Source organism: Streptomyces ipomoeae 91-03, from assembly GCF_000317595.1.
GTDB lineage: Bacteria > Actinomycetota > Actinomycetes > Streptomycetales > Streptomycetaceae > Streptomyces > Streptomyces ipomoeae.
The window spans coordinates 1-19,399 of record NZ_AEJC01000072.1; the positions used below are offsets into that span (position 1 = coordinate 1).

Here is a 19,399-nt window from a genome sequence, read left to right on the forward strand (position 1 = left end):
GTAGATCCCGGTCGCGGCCAGTACGAGCACGCTGCCGAACGCGACTCGCGAGAAGCGTCGTACGGCCGCGGTCTCGATCGGTGCGTCGGCCGGCGCCCGGAACAGCGCCACGAGCAGCGTCGCCAGACCGCCCAGCCAGGCGGCGACCGCCAGCAGGTGCAGGACGTCGAGGGGCATCGCGAGGCCTGTCTGGATACCGGTCGAGGCATGCTCGGACATCGCCCAGCTCGCGGCGAGCCCGATGGCGACCACACCACCGCCGACTCCCCCTCCGCAGCCACCACCAACTCCACCAACGTCGCCCGAGCCCGAGCCACCCGAGACCGAACCGTCCCCACAGGACACCCGATGAGCCGCGCAGCGTCCTCGTACGACACCCCCACCACCTGCGTAAGCACAAACGCCTCACGCCGCTCATCCGGCAACGCCCCCAGCAGATCCACCAACGCGACACCGTCGTCGAACCCCGGTAACCCCTGCGGCTGGGCCCGCTCGACGGCCAGCCGCCAGTCGGCCACGTCGGCCGCCCGAGGCCGGACCGCGGCATACCGGAAGCTGTCGATCACCGCCCGCCGCGCGATCGACAACAGCCACGTACGAGCCGAACAACGGCCCTCGAACCGATGCAGACTGCCGAGCGCCCGCAAGAACGTGTCCTGGGCCAGGTCGTCGACCACCTGCGGATCGGCGCAGAGATGGGCGACGAAGCGCTGCACATCATGGTGCAGCGCACCGACGAACAGTTCGACGGCCTCGGGGTCACCGCCGCGCGCGGCGAGCGCCCAGGCGGTTATCGACTCGTCGGTCGACACGGACGGCGACGGCGCAGGCGCAGGCGACGCCGGAGCCGATGTTGTAGGGGTGATCACCTGTTGTCCTTCTGGGGTCATCAGAAATCCGGACCACCGACGCGGGCAAGCGGACAAGGAGGGCGCATGGGTCGTGGTCACAGGCTCATGGCCGCACGAACCCGTGGCCGCACCAGCCCCTGGGCCCGCAAGCCGCAAGCCGCAAGCCGCAAGCCCGTGGGCCCGCCAGAACGCGGGCCGATGCCGTCGGCGGTTCGGTGAGGAAAGGTGGTCGTACGGCGTCCACCTGAGTGGGTGGCGTACGTACGACCGAGCCCCGAGGCGAACGCGCCGCACGCTGCTGCGTGGCGCCGTCGCCTCGGGTCACCGGCTGTCGTCAGATGACAGCGGCCCCGGCGGGTGGACCCCGAGAGGTGATCGCATGGACGAGGAGGAGCCGTCGCGGTGAGCGGTCGGAACGGCGGCCTCGACGGACGCGTGGACGCGGCCGTTCCGGCGGGGCCGACAGCGCGAGCGACAGCCGCAGTGGCGCGGCCAGCCAGCCGGCCACGGCCCGCAGCAGTCCGAAGAGGGCACGTTCCCCGTACGCCAGCCACAGACCGCACAACAGCGCGGCCAGCAGATGCGCGGCGAACATGCCGGACGATGACGCGGAAGAGTACGGGCCGTCCAGGAGATGGCCGATGTGGTCCGCGTGCCCCATCTGACCCGTCGAAGCGGTATGGACCGTGTGGTCCATGGGGCCGGAGCCCGTGCCCATGGAACGCATGGAGCCCATGCTTCCCATGGAGCCCATGCTCCCCAAGCCTCCCGTGGAGGCCATGCCCTCCACGACCCCGGCCCCCGTCGGGCTCGACGACTGTGCCCATGAGAAGCCCGAGTGGAGGGCCGTCTGGGCGGCGACCACGACCGACACGATGAGAGGGAGTCCGCGTTCACGGCCGGCCAGGGACCAGCCGACGGTGCCGGTCGCGGCGGCCCCGGCGACCATGGCCCACCAGGGGACGTGGCTGCCGGACATCATCACGTGCCCCAGCGCGGCGAGCAGCACACAGACGGCCGCGAACATCGCGGCCCGTACCGTGCGCGAACACCACCCTGCGGTCATGGCGTCCCATCCTCGCATCCGGATATCGGACGTCTCTCCGTCATCCATGAGTACGGATGTCCATCCGGCGTCGCACTCACACCGCCAACTGTGATCCGGATCACGCAGGAACCGGCCCCACCGATGAGGCAGTCTTCTGCCTCGTGGGGAGCCCTTCGCAGTACAACAGCCAGACCGGTCCGAACGGTTCGACAGGTCGGAACGGTTCGACAGGTCGGAACGGTCCTGTCAGCCCAAGTGGTCAGCGTCGTGTCGGCTTCGGTGCGCACATGGTCGTCTGTGGGGACGACGGGCTGGCGCATCGGCTCGCCGCCGAGTTGCGGAATGTGTACGGGGAGCAGGTGACGCTCGTCGTGCCGCCGACGGCACGGGTCGCACCGCGCCCGGTGGTGGGGCGGGCCCGGGCGGCGGCGCTCTTCGACCGGGTCTCCGCGGCGGTCAACCGGGCCACCGGCAACGGCGATTCGACGACCGGCGACCGGACCGGCGGCCGAACCGGTGATCGCAATGGAGACCGCAGCGGAGATCGCAGTGGAGATCGCAGCGGTGACCGTGCCGCCGAGCGGCTGTTGGAGGCCGGTGAGGCGACCGAAGCGGTGCTGGCCGAGGCTGGGGTGGAGCGGGCCGCCGCGTTGGCGCTCGTCTATGACGACGACGAGACCAACATCCGTGCCGCGCTCATCGCCCGCCGGCTGAACCCCCGACTGCGGCTGGTCCTGAGGCTCTACAACCGGCGGTTGGGGCTGCACATCGAGGAACTCCTCGATCAGGCCTCGGCGCTGGCGTTGGCTGCGGGCGGGACCGCCGGGGATGGGGGCGGTGCCGGGATCGACGGGTTCGGGGCCTCCACGACCGTCCTGTCCGACGCCGACACCGCCGCGCCCGCGCTGGCCGCGACCGCCGTCGCCGGGACCACCAAGGTCGTACAGACGGACGGGCTGATGCTGCGGGCCGTGGAACGACCGCCGGGGCAGGGCGGACAGGGCGGTGGTCAAGGGCCCGGGGCGGGGCCGGGACTGTGCACGCTCGCGCTGCTGTCGGCGACCACCAACGACCCCGCAGGGGCGGACGGTTCCGAGGGCAGCGGGGAGCGCGGACCCCAACTCCTGCCGGACGAGCGGGCGGTGGCGGAAGCGGCCGGGCGGGGGACCGTCGTACTGGACACCGTGCGGTACGCGGGGCCCGCGGACCCGCCGGGTCGGGCGGGCGGTGGTTCGCTGAGCGCGCTCGGGAGGCTCGGAGGCCTCGGGGTGCTCGGTTCCTTCAGGACGCTGTTCTCGCGGCGGCTGCGCTGGTCGCTCGCGGGGCTGGTGGCGTGTGTGCTGGGGCTCGCCGTCGCGCAGATGGTCGTCACCGGGGAACATCCGCTGCGGGCGACGTACGTGACGCTGCTCGATCTCTTCGCGATCAACGACCCGGCGACGGAGGGAAACGACTCCCGGAAGGTCCTCCAACTCCTCTCCGGACTGATGGGGTTGCTGTTGCTGCCGGTTCTGCTGGCAGCCGTGCTTGAGGCGCTGGGCACGTTCCGCAGTGGGACCGCGCTGCGGAAGCCGCCGCGTGGGCTGTCCGGACATGTCGTTCTGCTCGGCCTCGGCAAGATCGGCACCCGGGTTCTCGCGCGGCTGCGTGAACTGCACGTGCCCGTGGTGTGCGTCGAGGCCGACCCGGAGGCCCGTGGGCTCGCGGAGGCGCGGCGGCTGCGGGTGCCGGTGGTGCTCGGGGACGTCACGCAGGAGGGGGTGTTGGAGGCCGCCAAGATCCACCGCGCGAACGCGCTCCTCGCCGTCACCAGTTCCGACACGACGAATCTGGAGGCCGGGCTGTACGCGCGTTCCGTACGGCCCGACCTGCGCGTCGTGCTGCGTCTCTACGACGACGACTTCGCCACCGCCGTGTACCGCACCCTCCGTGCGGCTCACCCGCATGCCCTCACCCGGAGCCGCAGCGTCACCCATCTCGCCGCACCCGCCTTCGCCGGGGCGATGATGGGGCGGCAGATTCTGGGGGCGATACCTGTTGAGCGGCGGGTGCTGCTCTTCGCGGCGGTGGAGGTGCGGGGGCATCCACGGCTGGAGGGGCTGACCGTGGAGCAGGCCTTCCGGCCGGGGGTGTGGCGGGTGTTGGCGCTGGACACTGCCGCGTCCGCGTCCGCGTCTGCCTCCGCCTCCGGCGAGTCCGGCGTCTGGCCCCCGGGCTCCGGTCTGGTCTGGGACCTGCCGCCCACGTACGTCCTCCGCGCCGAGGACCGAGTCGTGCTGGCCGCCACCCGACGGGGCTTGGCGGAACTACTGGGCCGCCGGTCCCGAGAGCGGGCGACCACGTAACCCCGAGCCGGTTCCTCGCCGGTCAGCCCGTGCCGGCAGGACGCGGCTCGTGCTCGCAACTGTCGTCGATGCCGTACGTGTCCCACGCCGGGAACGGATCGGCGACCGACGAGGACACGACCTCATCCGCACCCACCAGGCACCCCGCCAACGCCGCCCGCAAAGCCTCCGCCCGCAACCCGGTACCGATGAAGACCAGTTCCTGGGCATACGGGCTGTCCTCATCCCGCACTGCCGACGGCTCGAAGCGAGCCACGGCCCCCGCCTGCGACCAGAGGCCGACGACCCGCGGCCGACTGGCCAGCGTGAAGAACCCCTTGGAACGGAGAACCTGCCCAAAGTCCCCGCTGTCCAGCCCCTCGGTCACGAAGCCCCACAAGCGCCCCGGATGGAAGGGCAGTTCGGAGCGGAACACGGTCGACGAGATGCCGTACTCCTCGGTCTCCGGAACATGGTCGCCGTTGAGTTCCCGTACCCACCCCGGTGCCTGCTGGGCACGGTCGAGGTCGAACAGACCGGTACCGAGGACCGCCGCCAACGGCACCCGGCCGTGGCGCGCCGGGACGACGCGGGCGGCGGGATTGAGCCGGGCCAGCGTCGCGGTGAGGCGGTCGGCGGTGGACGCGTCCACCAGGTCGAGCTTGTTCAGGACGATCACGTCGGCGAACTCGATCTGGTCGATCAGCAGATCGCTGACAGTGCGTTCGTCGTCCTCGTACTGGTCGAGGCCACGGGCCACGAGCTCGTCGCCGGTCGCCAGCTCGGGCAGGAAGTTCACGGCGTCGACGACCGTGACCATGGTGTCGAGCCGGGCCAGGTCGCCGAGCGTGGCACCGTCGTCGCGGGCGAAGGCGAACGTGGCGGCGACGGGCATGGGTTCGGAAATTCCTGAGCTCTCGATCAGGAGATAGTCGAAACGGCCCTCTCGGGCCAGTCGGTCCACCTCCTCCAGCAGATCGTCGCGCAGGGTGCAGCAGATGCAGCCGTTGGTCATCTCGACCAGCCGCTCCTCGGTGCGCGACAGCGCCGCCTCGCCGCCGCGCACCAGGGCGGCGTCGATGTTGACCTCGCTCATGTCGTTGACGATGACCGCGACCCGCAACCCCTCGCGGTTGGCGAGAACATGGTTGAGCAGGGTGGTCTTGCCGGCCCCGAGGAAACCGGAGAGGACCGTGACGGGCAGCCGGCCCAACCCATCACCGAGTCCGCCGCGCACCGGGGTCGTCACGGCCTCAGGTCCGTCGTACGCCGTGGTCGTCACGGCTCAGACCTCGGGGGTGATCAGCCCGCGCTCGTACGCCTTCAGCAGCCGCTGCGGTACGAGATACGTGGCGCCGTCGACCGTGAACGGCACCAGCTGCGGCGTGCTCGCCTTCCACTGGGCGCGGCGGTGACGGGTGTTGCTGCGGGACATCTTCCGCTTGGGTACGGCCATGGGGTCTCTCCTCGGGCATGCGTGGACAGGGCCGGACGAGGGCGGCCCTCTCCAGACGTTACATGAAAATGGATTCCATTACGAAAACTCGGCTCCCGAAAACTCGGCTCCCGCCGACCTCTCGCCCCGATGAGCAGCCGCGCCCCGGCCGCCGTATGAGAGGGGAGGTCGGTCGAGACGGCCGACCCGCGCACCACTGCCGTACCCGTACGGAGGTACCGTCCCCCGTGGCCATCACCAAGGAAGCCCCCGACCGGACCGACCCCGGCGGCACGGACGAGTCGAACGCCCGGAACGAACCCCACGGCCGGCACCTCAACTCGCCCCTCCTCCTCACCATGCTGCTGGTCCTGGCGTTCGTCGCGCAGGGCCCCCTCCGCCGCGTGCTGGCCGCGCCCGTGACGCAGAGCTGGATGACGGTGTTCGTCGCGGTGGTCGTACAGGCGCTGCCGTTCCTGGTGCTCGGGGTGCTGTTGTCGGCGGTGATCGCGGTGTTCGTGCCGGCGTCGTTCTTCGCGCGGGCGCTGCCGAAGCGGCCCGCGCTGGCGGTGCCGGCGGCGGGGATGGCCGGGGTGGTGCTGCCGGGGTGCGAGTGCGCGTCGGTGCCGGTGGCGGGCGCGTTGGTGCGGCGGGGGGTGACCCCGGCGGCGGCGCTCGCGTTCCTCCTCTCCGCGCCGGCGATCAACCCGATCGTGCTGACGGCGACCGCCGTGGCGTTCCCGGGGAAGCCCGAGATGGTGCTGGCCCGCTTCGTGGCGAGCCTGCTCGTCGCGTGCGCGATGGGCTGGCTGTGGCAACGGCTGGGCCGCGGCGAGTGGATGCGCCCGCCGGAGCGGCCGTCGTACGAGGGCCTCGGCAAGGGCGCGGCGTTCTGGGGCTCGGTGCGGCACGACGTGATGCACGCGGGCGGCTTCCTCGTCGTCGGCGCGATGGCGGCGGCCACGCTCAAGGCGGTCGTCCCGGCGAGCTGGCTGAACGCCGCCGCCGACAACCCCCTCGTCGCCGTCCTGGCCCTGGCGGTCCTGGCCGTACTCCTCTCGATCTGCTCCGAGGCGGACGCGTTCGTCGCCGCGTCCCTCACCCAGTTCTCCCTGACCTCCCGGCTGGCCTTCCTGGTCGTCGGCCCGATGATCGACCTGAAACTCTTCGCCATGCAGACCGCCACCTTCGGCCGCGCCTTCGCGCTCCGCTTCGCCCCCGCCACCTTCGCCCTGGCGATCCTGGTGTCGGTCCTCGTCGGGGCGGTGCTCCTGTGAACCGCCAGGCCCAGACCGTCGTCCTCTTCCTCACCGGCGGCGCCCTCCTCCACGCCGGCTCCACCGACCTCTACCTCCGCTACGTCAAGTCCGGCCTGCGCCCGCTGCTGATGGGCGCGGGCGTGGTGCTGATAGCGGCGGCGGTGGCCACGCTGTGGTACGAGCGCCGGGCGGCACGCCAAGCCGATGACACCCACGCCCACCCTCACGCCGACGACGCCCACCCCCACCACGAACCCCGCGTCTCCTGGCTCCTCGTCCTCCCCCTCCTCGCCCTCGTCCTGGTGGCCCCGCCCGCCGCCGGGTCGTACACGGCGATGCGCACCGGCACGGCCCTGCAGGAGCAGCCCTGGGGCTACCCGACCCTCCCGGCCGACGGCCCCCTCCGGCTCAGCGTCGCGGACTACGCCGGGCGCGCGGTCTACGACAAGGGCCGAGGCCTCGCCGACCGCCGGCTCAAGGTCACCGGGTTCCTCGCACTCGACGGCGCCGGCAAGCCGTACCTCGTCCGCATGGCCCTCAACTGCTGTGCCGCCGACGCCCAGCCCGTCAAGATCGCCCTCTCCGGCCGACTCCCCGCGGTCCTCCAGCCCGACACCTGGGTGGAAGCGACCGGCACCTACACCCCGAAGCGGACCAAGGACCCGCTCAACGGCAACGCCGTCCCGTACCTCGACGTCACCGCCACGCGCCCGGTCAAGGCGCCTCAGGACCCGTACGACGAGGCCTGGAACGGCTGACGGCGACGGCACCCCGCCGGTCGTGCACGCCCCCGGTCGTGCGCACATCCGACGGTCGTACACACCGGCGGGTCGCACACCCCTGGTCGTACATGACTCTGGTTAGCTGACGGTCCGTCAGTTATCGTCGGCCGTGACGCCGTAGTCGCCTGCGACGCGATGCCGTAGATGCCGTAGCCGAAGGGGTGGACGCCGTGCAGACACAGTCCCCGAGCCCGCAGCCGTCCGGTGCTCCTCGTTGGGTCGCGATGTTCCACGAGGGCTCGTCGGGCTCGTGGCGGGTGGGCGCGGAGTCGCCGTACCGCTTGCCCGTGCTGTACGCGGTGGGGGAGATGACCCAGACCCTGCGGGCGCGTGGCGAGGACCCGGCGGTCGTGGTGTGGGGGCCGAAGGGCGGCGGGGGCGAGTGGCAGCGGCATGAAGTACCGGCCGCCGTGTCGGCTCCGGCGCCCCCCGAGGACGTCGCGCCGTCCGAGGCCGGTGGTGGCACGCTCGCCGAACGTATGACCGGCCGGCGGCAGCAGGTGCTCCTGGCCGGGCTGGGCAAGGCCGGCCTCTACGACCTCTCGCCGGAGGACTCGGCGGCCGTCGAGGCCCTGGTGGACCGGCTCGACGAGACCACCGTCCGCAGGGTGGCCCATTGGCTCGCCGTGGCCGGCGGCGAGCGTTAGCGGCTGGGCGCGTTCCATGGTTGGTGGACCCGCGGGGCTGGGCAGCACAACCAGGTGACAGTCTCCGTAGACCCCGAACTCTGTTACGGCTCCGGCGAGTGCGCCCATCGGGTCCCGTCCGTCTTCACCCTGGTCGACGGCTTCGGCGCCGTCCTGCCGGGCCGCGAGACGATGTCCGACGCGCCCGAGGTCAGGGAAGCGGCCGAACTGTGCCCTTCGCAGGCCATATCCATCACCGGCCCCGCCCCGGACCAGTGACGACCGACCCAGCGGCGACCGGCCTGGTGACGGCCGACCCCGGCGACCGACCGAGTGACGGCCGACCCAGCGGCGACCGACCCAGCGGCGACACACCTGGCGACGGCCGACCTGGTGACGACCGACCCGCGGCGACCGACCTGGTGACGACATGCAAACGCCCGGTCGCTGGCGACGGGGGATGCACCAGCGACCGGGCTATGGCCAAGGCTAACAAGCCTGCCCGCGAGACGGGAGCCGACTGTTCGATTGTGATGAGAAGTTGTGATCGGGATCACGCGTCCGGCCGAATTCCGGCGCATGCCTGTAAGCCGTCCTCGGCCTCTCTCGACCGCCCCCCGACCGCCGGTTGACCGCCACTTGACCTCATTCGTCGCACGGCGGCTCGTACGACAGCCGTGGCAGGTACTCGTGCCACTTCTCCGGGGTCAGCACACCCCGCGTGGTCGCGCAGATGTGTTCGACCGCCGCGTCGACGTCCAGGTTCCACAGCCGTACGGTGCCGGCGCCGCTGGACACCCCGAGCAGATGGGTCCGGGGGCTGAACGACAGGAAGTTGCCCGTCCTGGCGTTGGGGCTCATGGACTGGCCGATGGGGGAGGCGTCGCCGGGGTCGGCGACGTCCCACAGTCGTACGGTGTTGTCGTTGCCGCCGCTGGCCAGGGTCCGGCCGTCCTCGCTGTACGACAGCGACACGATCGCCTCGGTGTGGCCGGTGAGCGGGGAGCCCAGCGGGGTCGCCTCGCGGGGGTCGCCGACGTCCCAGAGCCGGACCTTGTCGTCGTCGCCCGCGCTGGCCAGGGTCCGGCCGTCCGGGCTGTAGGCGAGGTCGCTGACGGAGCCGTGGTGGTCGAAGAGGGGCTCGCCGACGCTGGTGGCGCGGGCCGGGTCGGTCACGTTCCACAGGCGGACGGTGCCGTCGGCGCTGCCGCTGGCGAGCGTGCGGCCGTCGGGGCTGAAGACGAGGGCGAGGATGTAGCCCTTGTGGCCGGTGAGCCGCTTGTCGAACGGGACGGGGTGGGACGGGTCGCCGACGTTCCACAGCTGGACGGTGTGGTCGTCGTAGACGGTGGCCAGCGTGCGGCCGTCCGGGCTGTAGGCCAGCGCGTCGGTGTACCGGGTGCGCAGCGCGACGGGCGACCTGTGGCGGACCGGATGGGCGGGGTCGCTGACGTCCCACAGGTGCAGTGCCCGGTTGCTGGCCACGATCGCGAGGGTGCGGCCGTCGGGGGAGAACGCCAGCGCGCGATTGCCGTCGTCCGCCTCCATGAACGGTTCGCTCAGCGCCACGGGCCGGCCGGGCTCCGCCACGTTCCACAGCCGGACCCGGCCGTTCTGCCCGGCCGTGGCCAGCACCTTCCCGTCCGGGCGGAACGCTCCGTTCCGGCCGACCATGTCCGACGTCGGCACCGCCCACAGCCGGACCTTGCCGTCCCCGCTCCCGGTCGCGAGGGTCCGGCCGTCCGGGCTGAACGCGAGCGCGAACATCTCGCCGCTCGCTCCGGCGAGCGGCTCGCCCACCTTCGACGCGTACGCCGGATCCGCCACGTTCCACAGACTCGCCGTACTGTCCGCGCTCGCCGCGGCCAGCAGATTCCCGTCCGGACTGAACGCCACGGACCACACGGGCCCGGTGTGTCCGGTCAGCGGCGCGCCGAGCGCGGTCGCCCGCCGCGGATCGGTCACGTCCCACAGCCGTACGGTGTTGTCCGAACTGCCACTCGCGAGGGTCCGGCCGTCCGGGCTGAACGCCAGCGAGTGCACCGTGCCCGTGTGCCCCTTCAGCACACGGCCGAGGGGGACGGGGTCCTTCGGGTCCGCCGTGTTCCAGAGCCGGACGGTGTTGTCGTCGCCGCCGGTCGCCAGCGTCCGCCCGTCGGGGCTGAAGGCGAGGGAGCGTACGGGCGCGGTGTGACCGAAGCGGCCGGAGAGGACGGCGAGGGGCGCGCCGAGTGCCTGCGGCCGGTTCGTGTCGCGGGCAGCCTCGGCACTCCCTGCGTCGCTCGTCCTGTTCGCGCCGCCCGCCTCGCCCGTTTTATATGCTTTACGTGCCTTGTTCAGGCCGCTCATGTCCCACAACCGCACGGTGTGGTCCTCGCCCACCGACGCCAGCGTGCGGCCGTCGGGGCTGAAGGCGAGGAGGTAGATCGTGCCCTGGTGGCCGGTCAGGGGTTCGGCGATCGGCTTGGGGGCGGCGGGATCGCGTACGTCCCACAGGCGAATCGTTCCGTCGTCGCCGGCGCTGGCGAGGGTGTCGCCGTCGGGGCTGAAGATGGCGGTGCTCACCCAGCTGGTGTGGCCGGTGAGGGGCTTGCCGAGGGCCTTGGGGCGGGAGGGGTCGGCCACGTTCCACAGCCGTACGGTCCGGTCGTAGCTGGCGGTGGCCAGGGTCCTGCCGTTCGGGCTGAACGAGGTGAGGTAGACGGCGCCGCCGTGGCCGAGGAGCGGGGTGGCCAGCGGGGCGTTGACGATCGAGACGAGGCGGTTGTTGGTGCCCTCGTCGTCGGGGCGCAGATCGTGGGCCACCAGGTCGAGCTGGGCGGAGAGCGACGGGTCCGTGTACTGGACGCGGTCGGCCTCGGCGACCACCTGCTCGAACATCGCGTCGTTGCGCTGCTGCCAGGCCACCACCGCCGAGCCGACGGCCAGGAGCGCGAGGACGACCAGGGCCGATACGGCGCTCCGGCGGAGCCGGACCGTGCGCTTGCGCAGCCGGACCGAGGCGGCCAGGAACTCCACCGCGCTCCGGGTCAGCAGGGTGTCACCGGCGGACTTCGCCCAGGTGTGCGCCTGTTCGAGCCGCGAACCCCGGTAGAGCAGGGACGAGTCGCGGGCGGAGTCCTCCCAGGCCCGGCCGTCCTCCTCCAGCCGCTGGCGCAGCAGATGGTCGCCCCGGCCCTCGTCGATCCAGCCGCGCAACCGGGGCCAGGCGTGCAGCAGCGCCTCGTGGGTGATCTCCACGGTCTCCGCGTCGAGCGTCACCAGCCGGGCCCGGACCAGCGCTTCGAGCGACTCCTCCGTCTTGCCGGGGTCCGTCGACTCCTCCGCCAGCTGCCGCCGGGTGCCCCGCCGCCGAGTGGCCTGGGTGTCCTCACCGAGCCGTACCAGCCGGAGGAGGAGCAGCCGGGCCGCCGTACGGGCCGCCGGGTCCAGCCCCGACCAGGCGCGCTCGGCGGTCGCCGCCACCGCGCCCTGGATGCCGCCCGCCGCGCGGTAACCGGCCAGCGTCAGCCGCCCCGCCTTGCGCCGCTGCCAGGTGGCGAGCAGCGCGTGCGAGAGCAACGGCAGCACGCCCGCGTCATGCGCCCCGCGCGGCCCGTCCGCGCTCACCTCCCGCACGATCAGCTCCGCCAGCCCCGGCTCCAACTCCAGCCCCACCGCCTTGGCCGGGCCGGTCACCGCCTCCCGCAGCTCCGCGGTCGTGAGCGGCCCCAGCACCATGTGCCGGTGCTGCAGGGCGTCCGCCAGCTCCGGATAGCCCAGGCACTGCTCGTAGAAGTCGGCCCGAATGCCCAGGACGACCAGCGCCGGGACCGGATCCCCGGCCTTGGCGGGCGTGCACGCGGCGCTGAGCAGTTGGATGAAGGTACGCCGGTCCGTCTCGTCGGAGGAGAGGGTGAACGTCTCTTCGAACTGGTCGACGATGATGACGGGGCGTGTGTCGAGACGTGCGTCGAGGCGTGCGTCGAGGCGTGCGTCGATCGGTCGTTCGGGGGTGGCGGAGGGCGCTTTTCGGCTGGCGGGGAAGGAGGGTGCCTCGCGGCCGTCGCGGCTGGCGCGGCCGTCGCCGCCGGTGCGGCCGTCGCCGCCGGCGCGGGTGTCGTGGCCGTACCGGCCGCCGTAGCGGGGCGTGTCAGGGCCATCGGGCGCCGTCGCCGTGCGCTTCGCCCGCTTCGCCCACGCCGTGATCCCCTCCCGTACCGCTTCGGCGAACCACCTGGTGCCCGGCTCGTACGCGGCGGAGACGACGTGCTCCAGCTCGGGTATGTGGCGGGTCAGTTCGGCGAGCGGGTCGGCGCCCGGCACGAGCTGCAGCACCTCGCGCGCCTCGCCGTCCCGTACACCGCCATCCCGTACACCGCCGTCCCGCAGGGCGGCCACCAGACCGGCGTTGAGGAGGGACGACTTCCCGGCGCCCGAGGCGCCGACGAGCATCACCAGTCCGCCGGTCTCCTCCGTCGCGCGCAACTGGGCGACCAGGGCCTCCGTGCTCCGCTCCCGCCCGAAGAACCACCGGGCGTCCTGCTGCCGGTACGAGGCCAGCCCCCGGTACGGACACACACCACCGGCAAGGGCGGGCGCCTCGGCCGGCGCCTCGACCTCCGGGGCCCCCTCGGCTCCCACGGCCCGTCCGCCGGGGCGCTCCGCGGCCGGGTCGGCGAGGGCACGCTCCCAGAGCCGCTGCCACTGGCCGATGTCGTACAGGCCCTTGGACACGGGGGTGGGCCGCGCGCGCCGGGCCTCGGGTATCAGGACGTGCAGTACGGCGGCCAGCGCGGCGAACTGCGCGGGTACGTTCCTGGCCCGCCGCCAGTCGCTGATCCGCTGGGCGGAGACCCGTACGGGCCGCCCCCGCTCGTCGACCCGCTGCAGTCGGACGACCGACTCGGACACGCTCTTGAGGGGAGGGTTGCCAGCTTCCTTGTACAACAGCGCGAGACGTTCCGCGAAGGCCGTGCGTGCCCCTGAGTCGTGACTCAAGGCATCCTCCCCTTGTACTTCCCCCACCTCTTGTTTTCCGGACCGGAAAACCCACTTTATATGCCTGACCTGGGGTTAAGCGGTGCGCATGATTCCGGACACTCCTCCTAGGTGGTCATGGCTGGCAGGATCACCTCTCAGCGGGGCCGGTCACCGGACGACACCCGGGCAGGTCCACCGGCGCAGCCGTCCGAAACGTGCTCCACAACGCCGTACGTTTTCGGACAGCTTCAGCGTCGGCCCACCGCCCATCGACCCGGACGACACCGCCCGGCACCTGGACGACGCAGTCCACCGAACTCCTCGGTCCACGTCCCCTGACGCGGACCGACACCCCCGCGCCGTTCGGCACCGGTCCCCACGTGGGGAGGGACCGGTGCCGGACGAAGCGCGTCGGTGCCGCTTCACCGATCCCGCCGCGAGCCGCCCTACTGACCGGAGCCGCCGGAACTACCGGAATCGCCTGATCCGCCGGAGCCACCGGAGCCGCCGGAACTGCTCGAACTGCCGGAGCCGCTCCCGGCATAGACGATGTTCGGCCGAGGCGCCCCCGCCATACCGGACCCGAGGAAGTAGTCCACGTGATGGGACTGCATGTATCCCTTGAACGTCATGGCGTTCCGGTAGGCGGGGTTGTGGGCGAGCGTGTAGAGCCGGGTGCTCGTCGGCCGGTCGGTGGTGAAGATGATCAACTCGTCGAAGGACGCGTTGGTGTACACGGCTTCCTCACGCCAGTCGCCGAGGATGTCGCCGACGAACGTGGGCTGCACACCCTGGGAGGCGTCGACGGCACCGTAGTTCCAGGTACTGACCAGCCGAGGCAGGCTCCCGCTCGTCGTCGGGGCGGCCGGGTCCCACTGCTCGATCTTGCCGTCGTTGAGCAGCTCGATGCCGAGGTCACCGTCCCACCACAACCCCAACTGCGGCCAGGGCCGCAACGACGCGTTCGGCTCGGTGAGAGTGTTGGAGGCCGCGTTGTACAGACCGGAGAAGGACCAGACCTCCATACCCGGGAACCGTGGATCGACGTCCCCCGCCATCCCGCGCCCGACATCGGCGGGCCCGTCACCGTAGTGCTCCCAGATGAGGGACCCGGTCGAGGCGTCGTAGTAGTACTCCAGCAGCCCACTCGGGTTGTCTTGCTGTACGCCGTACCCTTCCAACCCCGGCCGGCGGGGATCCATGTCGGCGAGATGGAACCGATCGCCGTGGATGATCCCCCGTGGCCCCATCGAGTAACGCAGTGACCCGTCCCCATTGAGCACGAACCCGATCTCGGCGACCTCGTCCGTCCCATTGCCGTCGACGTCGACGGCTCGCGTGTTGTGCCCGTCGGGCGCGTCCTGACCGCCCCGCGACCAAGTCCACTGACGATCCAGCGAGTCACCGTCGTACCGCCAGGCCGCCATCATCAGATTGAACGCCCCGTCGTCACGCCGATTCTTCATGTACGCGACCAGACTCGGCGTAATGCCATTGAGGTACGCCACCCCGAGCCGTGCCCCCATCGGCCCGTCACCCAGGTAAGTGGTCGGCACGGCGGACCAGTTGCGCAGCGCGCCGGTCCTGCCGTCGAGGATGGCCATGAACTGGCGTGAGTCGTTCTCATGCGTCCAGGTCGTCCCGTCGCCGAAGGTGACCCCGTCGGCGATCCGCACGGCCACCTCCGCGCGCCCGTCGCTGTCGAAGTCATAGACCGTGACCCCGTCCCAGTGCCCCAGATCGATCGCCGCCGACCCCGGCTCGATGGTGTTCTGGTTCTGGCTGTTGGGTCCCATGTCGACCTCCCAGAGGAAGTCCCCGTCCCCGCTGTAGGCCTCGATCCGCTGCGGCGACCCCTGCCGATCCACGACGTAGTCGTACTCACCGTCCCCGTCCAGGTCCCCGACCCACACGAACTTCACGGCCCCACCACCGCGCAACGGCACCCGCACCACAGGCTCGACGGCGTGATGGGCAGCCAACGTGAAGGCGGCACTGGGCGCCTGCTCCTGCCCACCCACAACGGGGGCCACCCGATAACTGTTGGCCCGAGTCAAATCGGCGGTGGCGTCGGTGAAGTTGGTCCCCCCGGTCAGCACACCGCCGTTGATCCTGACGTACGCCCCACCGCCGGTGGACCGATAAACATTGAACCCGACCCCCTCCGGATCCAGCCCCAACAGCCGCCACGACACGAGAACCTGACTCCCACTCGTCCGCACGGCCACAACCCCACGCCCAAGGTTCTCCATCACCCGAGCGGCCTGTACGTCGACATCGACACCGGCGGCGACCACAGCGGCAGTCACAGGGCTGCCCGATCTCGCGCCGAACGAGATGACAGGGCTCCTGTGACCGACGACCAACGCGGCGCACACAACCAGAACCACAGACACGACAACGGGCACCCGACCGCCCATCCACCGACACTTCCAGACGCTTTTCATGCCCATGACGCCTTTCATGCTCATGACAATCTCCGAACTGTCAGCGGTCGTTGCGCGTGGTGCGGTGGGTGGTGACGGGGTGAGTGGTGACGAGGCATGCCGGGACGGTGGCGTCCTGGGCGCAGTGGAACACCGCCTGCCGCTGCGAAACGTACGGATGGGAGGCACAGCCGCGACACGGGCCAGAAACCCCGAACACTTAAACCGTTTACACCCTTGGATGGAAGCACCGTGACGAGTGCGCGTCAAGCTCCCCAGAATCGAGACGTCGATTGAGCCCCCGACGATTCAACCGATCCCCATCTCACCAGCTCATGGCCCTACGGGGCCCTACTGCACGAAGCGGCGAAGCTCCCCACCCACACCGACGCACGGCCCTAAGCGCGCACCCCTCCAACAAAAACGTTTCCAACCCAACCACAAGACGCCCCACCTCGACGCCCTACCGGCCAGCACTCAAACCACACACCTGGTCAAGCACATGATCCGCGACCATGCCCCGAACTCACAGCGAGGCTGCCGGGCTCCCAATCGAGCCCCAAACCACTCAGGGACCCGACCCGCGCTGCGGATCAGGCCCCTGACCTGGTACTTCACTGTCGGGGTGGCGGGATTTGAACCCACGACCTCTTCGTCCCGAACGAAGCGCGCTGCCAAGCTGCGCTACACCCCGATTGTCGCTGCTTGTCGCGGCGACGTCGTTTACTTTAGCCCACCGGCGGCTGGAGACGAAATCCGGTTTTCGGGGCGGTGGTCGTGGCGGTCGCGGCGGCCCCGGCGGGGGCGTACGGGGTCGGGGCGGAGGTGGTCGACGGCCACGAGGAAGAGGGCCAGGGCGTAGATGGCGAGGCCCATGAGGAGGGCGTTGCCGAGGGCGCTCTTGTAGCCGTGGCGGTCGGCGTCCAGGAACGGGTAGAGGTACGGGGCCGGCCAGTCGGGGGTCAGCAGTGCGGCGCGGCCGAGGGTGAACGCCAGGTATGTCATCGGGTACAGCAGCCACGCTGCGGCATGGATCAGGCGCAGCTGGGAGGGGCGGGTCAGCAGGAGCCAGTCCGCCACCACCGCCAGGGGGATCGCCGTGTGGAAGGCGACATCGGTCACCGCGTGCCAGCCGGTGGGTGTGACCGGGGCGCCCGTCGGTGTCATCGTCATGGCGAAGGTGGTCGGATCCTTCGCGAGGATCAGGTGGTACACCAACGCCGCGACCACGGTGTAGAGGACCGTGCCACCCGTCACCAGCGGCGGCAGCGGGCGGCGGGCCGACCAAGCGCGGCGGGACGACGCCACGAAGACCAGCGCCACCACGGCCGTGCTCTGGACCGAGAAATGGCTGATCGCCCGTAGCGGGCTGCCCAGGGCCATCTCGATCACCACGGCCATTGCCGCCGCCAGTGCCACCAGGGCGCGGAAAGCCGCCGTCGGTGGGCGTCGTACCGGTGTCACCACCGCCGTCGCGGGCACGACGGACGGCGCGGGCGCGGGCATGCCCGAGATCGCGGGCAGATCGGGGATGTCCTTGGGTATCGGTGCGGTCATGCGCTCACGCTAAGTCGACCCGGACAAACTGGGCCATTCTGGGTGAGCTGTATGGGTTACGCCGGAGCGCTACGCGGCGACGGTGCCTGCGCCCCGGCGCCCTGCCGCCTCACGCCTCCCGCCCCACCCCGACACCTCGTACGCCCGCACCACGCCCGCGCCAAGGACGTGGCACGCCCGCACTACGGACGTGCCACGGACGTATCCACACCCAACCGGCACCCCGCCTGAACCACTGCCCCCTGCCCTTAAACGCCCTATTCCTCCCGCTCCACCAACGTAAGCAGCGAAGCCTCCGGTGGGCAGGCGAACCTCACCGGGGTGTAACGGTTGGTGCCGCAGCCCGCCGAGACGTGCATGTACGCCGTGTGGCCCCCGGCCGTGTGCGTCGACAGGCCCTTCACCCGGTCCGTGTCGAGGTCGCAGTTGGTGACCAGGGCGCCGTAGAAGGGGATGCAGAGCTGGCCGCCGTGGGTGTGGCCGGCCAGGATCAGGGGGTAGCCGTCGGCGGTGAAGGCGTCGAGGGAGCGGAGGTACGGGGCGTGGACGACGCCGAGTGAGAGGTCGGCGGACTCGGAGGGGCCGCCGGCCACGCGGTCGTAGCGGTCGCGCTTGATGTGCGGGTCGTCCAAGCCGGTGAGCTCCACCGACATGCCCTCGATCTTCAGCGTGCCCCGGGTGTTCGTGAGGTTGAGCCAGCCCGCCCCGTCGAAGGCGTCGCGCAGATCTTCCCAGGGGTTGTGGATCGCGCCGACCACGGGCTTGTTGCCGTTCAGGCCATGGCGGCCCTGGGCCTTCTCCAACAGGTAGCGCCCGGGGTTGCGCAGCCGCGGGCCGTAGTAGTCGTTCGAGCCGAAGACATACGCTCCCGGGAACTCCATCAGCGGGCCCAGAGCGTCCAGCACCTCGGGTACGCCCTCGGAGTCGGACAGGTTGTCCCCGGTGTTGATCACGAAGTCGGGGCGCAGCCCGGCCAGGGAGCGCAGCCAGCGCTGCTTCTTGCGCTGCCCGCTCACCATGTGGATGTCGGAGACCTGGAGTATCCGCAGGGGCCGCATGCCCGGTGGCAGCACCGGCACCGTCACCCGCCGCAGCCGGAAGGAACGGGCCTCAAAACCCGCCGCGTACAACACACCGGCGGCGCCGACCGCCGCGATCCCGAGAGGTACTCCGTAACGCGCTCGCATGTGCCCATCGTGTCAGACCCCACCGAGCCACCGCGCAGCCTGTGGATAACCGCCCCCACCACCGGCCATCAGCAACTCCCCCTGTGGACAACTGACTCCGGCTCCCTGCGGGCAGCGGGCAGTGGACACGGGGCAGCGGGCAGCAGACGGCGGACACGAGAGGGCGGACATAAGAGGGCGGACAGCGGACAATCGACTCCGGCTCCCCGCCCACAACGGGCTCCCGCCACCACCCCCGCCCGTACCCGCCGTCGCACACCCCAGCGAAATGAAGGCGCGCTTCCCACACCGCACCTGCGACAATCGACGCCATGACCACGCTCAAGTCGAAGCTGCAGGAAGACCTCAACGCCGCGATCAAGGAGCGCGACGAGCTCCGCTCCTCGACGCTCCGGCTGACGCTCGCCGCGATCACCAAGGAGGAGGTCGCGGGCAAGGAGAAGCGCGAGCTCTCCGACGACGAGGTCCTCAAGGTGATCACCAAGGAGGCGAAGAAGCGTCGCGAGGCCGCGGACGCCTTCGCGCAGGGTGGTCGTGCGGAGTCGGCCGAGCGGGAGAAGGCGGAGGGCGAGGTCCTCGCCGAGTACCTGCCCAAGCAGCTGTCCGACGAGGAGCTGACGGCGATCGTCGTCCAGGCCGTCGAGGAGGCCAGGGCCGCCGGCGCCGAGGGCCCGCGGGCCATGGGCCAGGTCATGAAGATCGTCAACCCGAAGGTGGCCGGCCTCGCCGAGGGCGGTCGCGTCGCCGCGGTCGTCAAGCAGCAGCTCGCCGGCGGCTGATCGGCCCCTGGGCCTTCTCCGTCGGTCTTCGCGGCCTCCTCGTCTTCTCAGCCTCCTCGGCGCTCTAGCGGCTGAGCGGCTGAGCGATCCTTGGCCCTTCTCCACCAATACGGCGGTCTCTTCTCCACCAATACGGCGGTTCCTTCTTCGCCAATACGGCGGT

At 71.1% G+C, this 19,399-nt stretch carries 13 protein-coding genes, 1 tRNA gene and 2 pseudogenes; 6 read left to right on the forward strand and 10 right to left on the reverse strand.

What is annotated here, in order from left to right; genetic code table 11:
• From STRIP9103_RS04535 to STRIP9103_RS04540, 3 genes and pseudogenes are all read right to left on the reverse strand, one after another.
• Positions 1-273: pseudogene (locus tag STRIP9103_RS04535) on the reverse strand (hypothetical protein); the annotation flags it as partial.
• Positions 270-890, reverse strand: a pseudogene (locus tag STRIP9103_RS45955) (sigma-70 family RNA polymerase sigma factor); the annotation flags it as partial. The pseudogenes STRIP9103_RS04535 and STRIP9103_RS45955, both read right to left, overlap by 4 nt.
• Positions 891-1,185: 295 nt before the next feature.
• A complete protein-coding gene (locus tag STRIP9103_RS04540; RefSeq protein ID WP_009298988.1) occupies positions 1,186-1,917 on the reverse strand; it encodes a hypothetical protein in 732 nt (243 codons plus the stop codon).
• A gap of 269 nt (positions 1,918-2,186) precedes the next feature.
• Here STRIP9103_RS04540 and STRIP9103_RS04545 point away from each other — a divergent pair, with 269 nt between their 5' ends.
• Complete coding sequence (locus tag STRIP9103_RS04545) at positions 2,187-4,244, forward strand: NAD-binding protein (protein WP_009299015.1); 2,058 nt, start codon at positions 2,187-2,189, stop codon at positions 4,242-4,244.
• Positions 4,245-4,266: 22 nt separating this feature from the next.
• Here the strand turns inward: STRIP9103_RS04545 and STRIP9103_RS04550 are convergent, their stop codons facing one another.
• Both STRIP9103_RS04550 and rpmF read right to left on the reverse strand, forming a co-directional pair.
• Positions 4,267-5,460, reverse strand: coding sequence for a GTP-binding protein (locus tag STRIP9103_RS04550; protein WP_408995628.1), 1,194 nt, complete (start codon positions 5,458-5,460; stop codon positions 4,267-4,269).
• Between the two features lie 48 nt (positions 5,461-5,508).
• Positions 5,509-5,679 (reverse strand): 50S ribosomal protein L32, encoded by a 171-nt coding sequence (rpmF, locus tag STRIP9103_RS04555; protein ID WP_009299009.1) that lies wholly within the window; start codon positions 5,677-5,679, stop codon positions 5,509-5,511.
• A gap of 227 nt (positions 5,680-5,906) precedes the next feature.
• On the opposite strand from rpmF, the gene STRIP9103_RS04560 reads away from it, so the two are divergent.
• The 4 genes from STRIP9103_RS04560 to STRIP9103_RS04575 all read left to right on the forward strand — a co-directional run bounded on the left by STRIP9103_RS04560 (position 5,907) and on the right by STRIP9103_RS04575 (position 8,604).
• Positions 5,907-6,935, forward strand: a complete 1,029-nt coding sequence (locus tag STRIP9103_RS04560) for a permease (RefSeq protein ID WP_009299007.1) — start codon at positions 5,907-5,909, stop codon at positions 6,933-6,935.
• Positions 6,932-7,675 (forward strand): TIGR03943 family putative permease subunit, encoded by a 744-nt coding sequence (locus STRIP9103_RS04565; protein ID WP_009299001.1) that lies wholly within the window; start codon positions 6,932-6,934, stop codon positions 7,673-7,675. Before STRIP9103_RS04560 ends, STRIP9103_RS04565 begins: the two co-directional genes overlap by 4 nt.
• 194 nt (positions 7,676-7,869) lie before the next feature.
• Positions 7,870-8,346, forward strand: a complete 477-nt coding sequence (locus STRIP9103_RS04570) for a hypothetical protein (protein WP_234022124.1) — start codon at positions 7,870-7,872, stop codon at positions 8,344-8,346.
• Positions 8,347-8,400: 54 nt separating this feature from the next.
• Positions 8,401-8,604 (forward strand): ferredoxin, encoded by a 204-nt coding sequence (locus tag STRIP9103_RS04575; RefSeq protein WP_009298999.1) that lies wholly within the window; start codon positions 8,401-8,403, stop codon positions 8,602-8,604.
• A 366-nt stretch (positions 8,605-8,970) separates the two neighbouring features.
• On the opposite strand, the gene STRIP9103_RS04580 is transcribed toward STRIP9103_RS04575, so the two are convergent.
• From STRIP9103_RS04580 to STRIP9103_RS04600, 5 genes are all read right to left on the reverse strand, one after another.
• Complete coding sequence (locus STRIP9103_RS04580; protein WP_048819687.1) at positions 8,971-13,305, reverse strand: nSTAND1 domain-containing NTPase; 4,335 nt, start codon at positions 13,303-13,305, stop codon at positions 8,971-8,973.
• A 428-nt stretch (positions 13,306-13,733) separates the two neighbouring features.
• Positions 13,734-15,596 (reverse strand): rhamnogalacturonan lyase family protein, encoded by a 1,863-nt coding sequence (locus STRIP9103_RS04585; RefSeq protein WP_141586136.1) that lies wholly within the window; start codon positions 15,594-15,596, stop codon positions 13,734-13,736.
• 737 nt (positions 15,597-16,333) lie between these two features.
• Positions 16,334-16,407, reverse strand: a tRNA-Pro gene (locus STRIP9103_RS04590).
• Positions 16,408-16,436: 29 nt separating this feature from the next.
• The gene (locus tag STRIP9103_RS04595) at positions 16,437-17,270 is read right to left on the reverse strand and encodes a Pr6Pr family membrane protein (protein ID WP_009299005.1); all 834 of its coding nucleotides are present in this window, start codon (positions 17,268-17,270) and stop codon (positions 16,437-16,439) included.
• 257 nt (positions 17,271-17,527) lie between these two features.
• Positions 17,528-18,457, reverse strand: coding sequence for a metallophosphoesterase (locus STRIP9103_RS04600; RefSeq protein ID WP_009299003.1), 930 nt, complete (start codon positions 18,455-18,457; stop codon positions 17,528-17,530).
• 311 nt (positions 18,458-18,768) lie between these two features.
• Here STRIP9103_RS04600 and STRIP9103_RS04605 point away from each other — a divergent pair, with 311 nt between their 5' ends.
• Positions 18,769-19,236: a GatB/YqeY domain-containing protein gene (locus STRIP9103_RS04605; RefSeq protein WP_009299026.1), complete on the forward strand. Its 468-nt coding sequence runs from the start codon at positions 18,769-18,771 to the stop codon at positions 19,234-19,236.
• Positions 19,237-19,399 lie beyond the last annotated feature (163 nt).